Here is a 5,571-nt window from a genome sequence, read left to right as displayed (position 1 = left end):
CTGAGCCAAGTTACTGGATAAGCCGAACCGGGCACGGATTTCGCGGTAGCACAGAGACTGGAGCTTAACGGCGTTGGCGACTTTCTCCGGCGTGTTCTGGTTGACCCAATTCAAGGCTTGGCCAAAAGCCTCCAAAGTCGCGTCCAATTTGGCGGCCTGCGACTGGGACACCTTGAGCTTGCAGGATACGGTCAGGACTTGGGTCATGGTTCTATTGTGACTTCCGCATTCCTCCCGGCACTGACCCTACGGGTACAGTGCGGGGCTCCTGCGATTTCTAGCTGATCCGCCCATTTCTTTCATGGCATCGAAGAATCGAAGAGTTTGCTTCTTGCGCCTTCAAGACAAAGACTGTACCCCTGCCGATAGATGCGGGTTTTGGCTGCGGGGCTCTGGATAGGTGGGAAACTCTCGGTCAATAGCGTAAACGGCTCAATTCCCGTCGCAGTCAGGATCGGGATGACAGGATTTGAACCTGCGGCCCTCTGCTCCCAAAGCAGATGCGCTACCAAGCTGCGCTACATCCCGGCTTAGCTTTTGTGATTATGCCAGATCCCCGCCTCCGATGCACACCCAAGCAGGGATCCCTCGCTCAAGGCAACAAGGGAAACAAACATTTGTCCAGGTCAGGACTTGAGCATCTTGGCCGGCATGACAATGAGGGTATTCCCCTGTCGCTCCACCACGTAGAGCTCCTGCCCGGCTTGGATTTCTAGGTTGGGAATGCTGCACTTGGCGTTCCAGGTGGAACCCAGATAAGAAACCCGCCCCCGTTCGCCTGGGGGAATGGGGGTGATTGCCCGCGCCTCGCGAGATTCCTCTACCTGAACCGATCCATGGGGCACCAGACGGCGGCTGAGGATAATCAACACCACCGATGCCCCAATCCAGCTGGCAAATTGTACCCAGATCGGCAGCCCCAAATAAGCCAAAAGCCCCGCCAAGAGCGCCGCCAGCCCCACCGAGCCGGCAACCAATTCTGGCAAAAACAATTCGGCAGAAATGAGGACTAACCCGATGATGATCCAAGGCCAAACCATAGAATCCAGGGATCCCACCTAACTCAGTATGGCTCAAAACCCCTGGATCCTCAGCAGGGATCCCTTGTCCTTAGGGAGACTGGTTGGGGCCTACCCGCCCAAGCGGTAATTCTCCAAAAACTGCAGGGGATCCATCTCCTCCTGAGGGGAGCTTTTGGGTAGGTTCTTGGATTCGGCGATCCGCATCAAGGTCTCCCAGTCGGTGCTCATGACAAAGGCCACGGCTTGGCGAGCCGCCTCTCGGTGGGGGCAGTCCTCTCCCAAGACACAGCCATCTCGACAGAGGGTGGCGCAATCGTGCGCAGTGCTCCTGGGATCCGGGCCAGCCATGATGTCTTCCTCTCGGTGGGTTTCACGTTTTCTTTAGGATACCTGAAGAGAATCTTGCGCTTGCAGGAGATTTGGGTCAGGGCGGGTAGCTTGGATGAGGAGATGAGGCGACAAGACCTGTTCAAGCGCAGAGGAGCCTTATGGAGTTTTCGCAATTGCAAGCGCTGGTGGATCGAGCCTTGGAAGACAAGAAGCTCACCCGCACAGAGGTGGATCAAATCGTCAGCGCCATCCGGGCCGACGGCAAAATCTCCCCTGAGGAGATGGGCTTGCTGGAGTCCATTCGCGAAATGGTGCTCCGCCGGGAGATTCAGGTGGTGGAAACGGCAGATTGAGGGGCAGGGATCCCCTGTTGCAAGTAGAGGGTGACTTCGCTGCGATTGTGAAACAGGTGGCGGGCTCTCACCAGGGGGAAGGCACTACCCAAAATCTCCAGACTTTGCCGCAGCACCCGCAGGCGGTGTTGGTGGGGTAGCTTCAGGGTCATCACAGCTCTCCCCTGTGGCTCCAGATGGGGAGCAAAAGCCACCATCAGGTGGGCGGAAGCCGGGCCATCCATGCGCATGTCGTTGAGGATCAGGTGAAACCGGCCTGGGCCACGGGCCAGGTAGGCTTGGGCGCTGAGGCAATGGTGGCGGATCCCCGGATCTTGGCTGAGGCGCTCGTCCAAGTCCCCCGGATCCACTGCTGTGACCTGCTGGCCATATAGGCGCAAAATGCGCGACCATCCCCCCGGTGCTGCCCCCAGATCCAGAGCCTGTCCCCCCGGCACCAAGGGAATCTGAAACACCTGGATGGCCTCCAGCAGCTTAAACTCGGAGCGGCTGATTTGCTCTGGATCCCGCCGAAAGCGATGGATCCCACCGGCCCAGTTGGAGAGGTTCTGGGCAGCCAAGGATAGGCCCAGCCAAGCGCGAATGCCCATCGGTTGAGCCAGGATCACCACCGAGATTACCTGCTGGGGGTCTTTGACCTCCAGGGGGGATCCCACCGCCGCGATCACCTGTTCTGCCAAGGTTTCATTGACCTGGAAGGGCTTGAGATTCCGCTCCCCAAACAGGCGCGTCTGAACCGAAAAGCTGAGGGCGGGGTCAATGGCTGCCAACATTTCCCCATCAAGGCGCAATTCAACTAAGGATCCCTCGGCCAGCCGCCGTTCTTGGTGAATGGGGCAGATGTGGCGTAAAAAAATGGGCGGGTCAGCTTGCCAAGCCTCAGCCAGGTCAGCAAATGAGCGTTGGCTGCACACCCATACCAAGCCAGGTGCTTCCTTTAGCCGCTGCACGGCAGCCTCTGGATCCGCAGCTTCTATCTCCCGGATCGCCAAATCCAGAAAATCTGGGTCAGCACTGCCCAGCCATGTATGGGTATCAGGGGGGAGAGGATTGCTCAACGGGTTCGCTGCCAACGCACGTAGGGTAAAGAAGCGGCTACTTGCTGAATCTGGGCTTGGGCGGCCAGCAGTTGTCCTGTGGCGTCCCAGGTGCCCTGCACCAGCATTTGCCAGGCTCCCTGGGGGATCTCCACAGCAGCGGTATTTGCCTCCCAGCGCACCTGTTTGTTGGGCAGATCCAGCGTCAACTGGAGCTGGGGATTTTCCGCCACCGCCTTCTGCAGGGCTTGAATCACAGCCGGGGGTGCCGTGACACAAGGGATCCCTAGGGCCAAGCAGTTGCCGAAGAAAATCTCGGCAAAGCTTTCACCGATGAGAGCGCGGATCCCCCACTTGGCCAGCGCTTGGGGCGCATGCTCCCGACTGGAGCCACAGCCAAAATTGACATTGACCACGAGGATCTGGGCTCCCTGGTACTGGGGTTGATCGAAGGGGTGTTGGCCGGGATCCTGGGCGCGGTCGTCGGCAAACACGTGCTGGCCCAAGCCGTCGAAGGTGACGCACTTCAAAAAGCGGGCCGGGATAATCCGATCGGTGTCGATGTCGTTGCCCAGCAGGGGGATCCCTCGGCCTGTGACGGTCAAAACTTCGCTTGGCATGGGAACTTCGATGAACTTCTGAACTCGATCTTTGGACTTGATCTATCTGGAGATCGGCTTCAGGGGACTGGAATGCTCGGCAAAACCCTGCCCGGCTGCAGATGGGCCAGCCTCAACGACAAAAGGGGAAGGCTCAGCTCGGCTACCGGCGGTAAACCTGATTTTCCAAATTGCGCACCTGCCGCTCCAGCCGATCCAGCCGCCCCCGCAGCTCGTCCATTTCCGATTGGCGGGGCACGCCCAGATCCTGCAGGACGTTGCGCACCTGCCGCTGAACGTAGGATTCAAAGTTACTCTGCTCGGCCTTCACCTGGTTGAGCAGGTTGTTGATGACGTTGGATGCCTCTTCTGGGTTGAGCTGCCCCTTCTGCACCAAGTCGTCGGCAGCCTTTCTCAACTGTTCTGCCAGCAGAGTGGTTGTGCCCACGCCCATTAGCAAGAGCTGACGTAAGATACTGTTGTTGTCCAATGCTGCCCTCCAAAGGACGCTTCGCGAACGGTACGGGCCTCCATGACTACCCATTTTCCTCAGTTTGCCCTCAACTTCGCAACCGGCTCGGCCAGTTTCTCCCTTTCGCCTGAGGCGGCACAACAATGGCACAAGGCTCTGCAAATCCTCTTGGAGCGGCTCAAGGTTCGCTCGGGCAGCTCCCGGCAGCAGCCTCAGGATCCGGTTGAGTTTCATCATTCTGCTGCCAACTTCTCTTTGGAGATGTTCTGCAACCCCAACATCTGGGTCGGCCCCCACGCAGCCAAGGTCTTGGTTACTGTGAAAACGGAAGGGCTGCGCTTTTCCACTGAGGTGGAGTTCTCTCGCCTTCAAGAAGACCTCAGCCAGTATCTGGAGTCCCTAACATGAGCGAAGATGCCCATGCTGCGGGAGAGGATCCCGCGGCCATTACGGTGACGCAACTGCTGGACGAGCCGCCAGAGGGGATCCTCGGCCACTTGGAAGTGGTTGCCCTCACTTGGCACGACCGCCAGCGATCCCGGCAACGGCTGGTGAGCGATCGGGGCACCGAGATCCAGTTGATGCTGCCTCGGGGCACCCATCTTCACGATGGGGATCTGCTCTATGCGGATGCGCAGCGACACATTCGGGTCAAAGCCCAACCCGAACCGGTGCTCTTGATTCAACCTGAAAACCCCATCCAGATGGGCCAGGTGATTCATCAACTGGGCAATTGGCACCGCCCGGCCCACGTTTCCCTCCAAGGACAGATCCTGGCGCTGGCCGATGATCCGCTGCAGGACTGGCTGGCCCACATGGGGATCCCGTTTCGGTTGGAGATGGCTGTCTTCGAGCCCAACCTGTTGGCCCACAGCCATTAACCTGGGCCTTTGCGAGCACAAACCCGTCCCTCAGACCTATGGCCTAGGCTCCAGCCTCTGCTTCTCGGGTTACCAACCGCGCTGCAAACTCTCGGTGTTCCTCCGACTCAATTCCCCTTTGCAGCACACCCAACACCTGCTGCATGTTGCCCGTCAGCAGCGCGTCCACGGCTAACCACAACCCCGGAAACACTCGACTGTACAAGACGCCCGACTCATTGGGCTGTTGCAGCACGTACTCTCCATTCTGGAAGACATACCAGCGAAAGGCTTGCTCTTGGGTTAGCCAGACCAGATATTCCCGCACGCCGTTGCGCCGGTAGGCCCGCAGCTTATCATGCAGGTCGTAGGAAGCTGTGCTGGCGGCAATCTCCACAATCAGCTCCGGTGCACCCTCAATGTAGTCATCCTCGCTAATGCGGGACTGTCCCCCACAAGATTCGTGCATCCGCAATATGGCATCTGGCTGCGGCTCATTGTCCAAGTCCAGGCGAACGGTTGGATTGCCCGCCGACTCAACCCCCGGCGTTGCTGCTTCATAAACTCCCAGCCAGGCCATGATGTGGCTGTGTGGTCTGCCATGTCGGCGATATCTGAGGGGAGATGCCACGTAAACAATTCCCTCAATCAGCTCGGCTTTTTTGAGCTGAGGCATGGCTTGATAGCGCCGTTCAAACTCATCGCGGGTGAGACGATCGCCGCTTTCTAAGATGGGCAGTTCACGGAAGGAAGGGCTACTGACGCTCATGACCAGCTCTCTTACCAGCAGTCGCGACAGTGTTGCGGAGCAATATCGATGACTGATACATTTACGCTGAACACTGCTGAACATCACTGTTCAACTATGCAGCGATAGCATTCTGTTTGTTTCCAACCA

9 protein-coding genes, 1 tRNA gene and 1 pseudogene are annotated in these 5,571 nt (G+C 58.3%); 3 read left to right on the top strand and 8 right to left on the bottom strand.

The annotated features are described in order from the left end of the window. From NW849_RS13755 to NW849_RS13740, 4 genes and pseudogenes are all read right to left on the bottom strand, one after another. A pseudogene (locus NW849_RS13755) lies at positions 1-207 on the bottom strand (RNA-guided endonuclease TnpB family protein); the annotation flags it as partial. A gap of 247 nt (positions 208-454) precedes the next feature. Continuing rightward, positions 455-528 (bottom strand) — tRNA-Pro (locus NW849_RS13750). Positions 529-626: 98 nt separating this feature from the next. Continuing rightward, on the bottom strand, positions 627-1,040 hold the full coding sequence (locus NW849_RS13745) for an NfeD family protein (protein ID WP_414346738.1): 414 nt from the start codon (positions 1,038-1,040) through the stop codon (positions 627-629). Positions 1,041-1,130: 90 nt separating this feature from the next. Further along, positions 1,131-1,370, bottom strand: coding sequence for a hypothetical protein (locus NW849_RS13740; protein ID WP_011433611.1), 240 nt, complete (start codon positions 1,368-1,370; stop codon positions 1,131-1,133). A gap of 140 nt (positions 1,371-1,510) precedes the next feature. On the opposite strand from NW849_RS13740, the gene NW849_RS13735 reads away from it, so the two are divergent. Then, entirely contained in the window at positions 1,511-1,705 is a 195-nt protein-coding gene (locus tag NW849_RS13735) for a hypothetical protein (protein ID WP_414342406.1), read from the top strand. On the opposite strand, the gene NW849_RS13730 is transcribed toward NW849_RS13735, so the two are convergent. The 3 genes from NW849_RS13730 to NW849_RS13720 all read right to left on the bottom strand — a co-directional run bounded on the left by NW849_RS13730 (position 1,681) and on the right by NW849_RS13720 (position 3,831). Then, the gene (locus NW849_RS13730; protein ID WP_414358344.1) at positions 1,681-2,763 is read right to left on the bottom strand and encodes an SAM-dependent methyltransferase; all 1,083 of its coding nucleotides are present in this window, start codon (positions 2,761-2,763) and stop codon (positions 1,681-1,683) included. The genes NW849_RS13735 and NW849_RS13730 overlap by 25 nt on opposite strands. Then, positions 2,760-3,362, bottom strand: a complete 603-nt coding sequence (leuD, locus tag NW849_RS13725) for a 3-isopropylmalate dehydratase small subunit (RefSeq protein ID WP_414358341.1) — start codon at positions 3,360-3,362, stop codon at positions 2,760-2,762. The genes NW849_RS13730 and leuD overlap by 4 nt, the downstream gene beginning before the upstream one ends. 142 nt (positions 3,363-3,504) lie before the next feature. Further along, positions 3,505-3,831 carry a phasin family protein gene (locus tag NW849_RS13720; protein ID WP_011433607.1) on the bottom strand — a complete coding sequence of 109 codons (327 nt, stop codon included), beginning with the start codon at positions 3,829-3,831 and terminating at the stop codon, positions 3,505-3,507. 42 nt (positions 3,832-3,873) lie between these two features. Here NW849_RS13720 and NW849_RS13715 point away from each other — a divergent pair, with 42 nt between their 5' ends. Both NW849_RS13715 and NW849_RS13710 read left to right on the top strand, forming a co-directional pair. Further along, complete coding sequence (locus tag NW849_RS13715) at positions 3,874-4,221, top strand: hypothetical protein (RefSeq protein WP_414358339.1); 348 nt, start codon at positions 3,874-3,876, stop codon at positions 4,219-4,221. Next, the gene (locus NW849_RS13710) at positions 4,218-4,694 is read left to right on the top strand and encodes an urease accessory protein UreE (RefSeq protein WP_414358336.1); all 477 of its coding nucleotides are present in this window, start codon (positions 4,218-4,220) and stop codon (positions 4,692-4,694) included. Before NW849_RS13715 ends, NW849_RS13710 begins: the two co-directional genes overlap by 4 nt. Positions 4,695-4,737: 43 nt before the next feature. On the opposite strand, the gene NW849_RS13705 is transcribed toward NW849_RS13710, so the two are convergent. Beyond that, entirely contained in the window at positions 4,738-5,442 is a 705-nt protein-coding gene (locus NW849_RS13705; RefSeq protein WP_414358334.1) for a Uma2 family endonuclease, read from the bottom strand. Positions 5,443-5,571: the final 129 nt, after the last annotated feature.

Origin of the sequence: Synechococcus sp. R55.3 (assembly GCF_047461975.1) — a bacterium.
In the GTDB taxonomy this organism is placed as follows: domain Bacteria; phylum Cyanobacteriota; class Cyanobacteriia; order Thermostichales; family Thermostichaceae; genus Thermostichus.
The sequence above is the reverse complement of the archived record's forward strand: the minus strand, read 5'-3'. Positions and strand labels throughout refer to the sequence as shown.

Bases quoted from the DNA above. Each gene is read 5' to 3' on its own strand.
- leuD (WP_414358341.1), bottom strand. From the start codon at position 3,362: ATGCCAAGCGAAGTTTTGACCGTCACAGGCCGAGGGATCCCCCTGCTG.
- NW849_RS13735 (WP_414342406.1), top strand. From the start codon at position 1,511: ATGGAGTTTTCGCAATTGCAAGCGCTGGTGGATCGAGCCTTGGAAGAC.
- NW849_RS13745 (WP_414346738.1), bottom strand. From the start codon at position 1,040: ATGGTTTGGCCTTGGATCATCATCGGGTTAGTCCTCATTTCTGCCGAA.
- NW849_RS13705 (WP_414358334.1), bottom strand. From the start codon at position 5,442: ATGAGCGTCAGTAGCCCTTCCTTCCGTGAACTGCCCATCTTAGAAAGC.
- NW849_RS13710 (WP_414358336.1), top strand. From the start codon at position 4,218: ATGAGCGAAGATGCCCATGCTGCGGGAGAGGATCCCGCGGCCATTACG.
- NW849_RS13740 (WP_011433611.1), bottom strand. From the start codon at position 1,370: ATGGCTGGCCCGGATCCCAGGAGCACTGCGCACGATTGCGCCACCCTC.
- NW849_RS13715 (WP_414358339.1), top strand. From the start codon at position 3,874: ATGACTACCCATTTTCCTCAGTTTGCCCTCAACTTCGCAACCGGCTCG.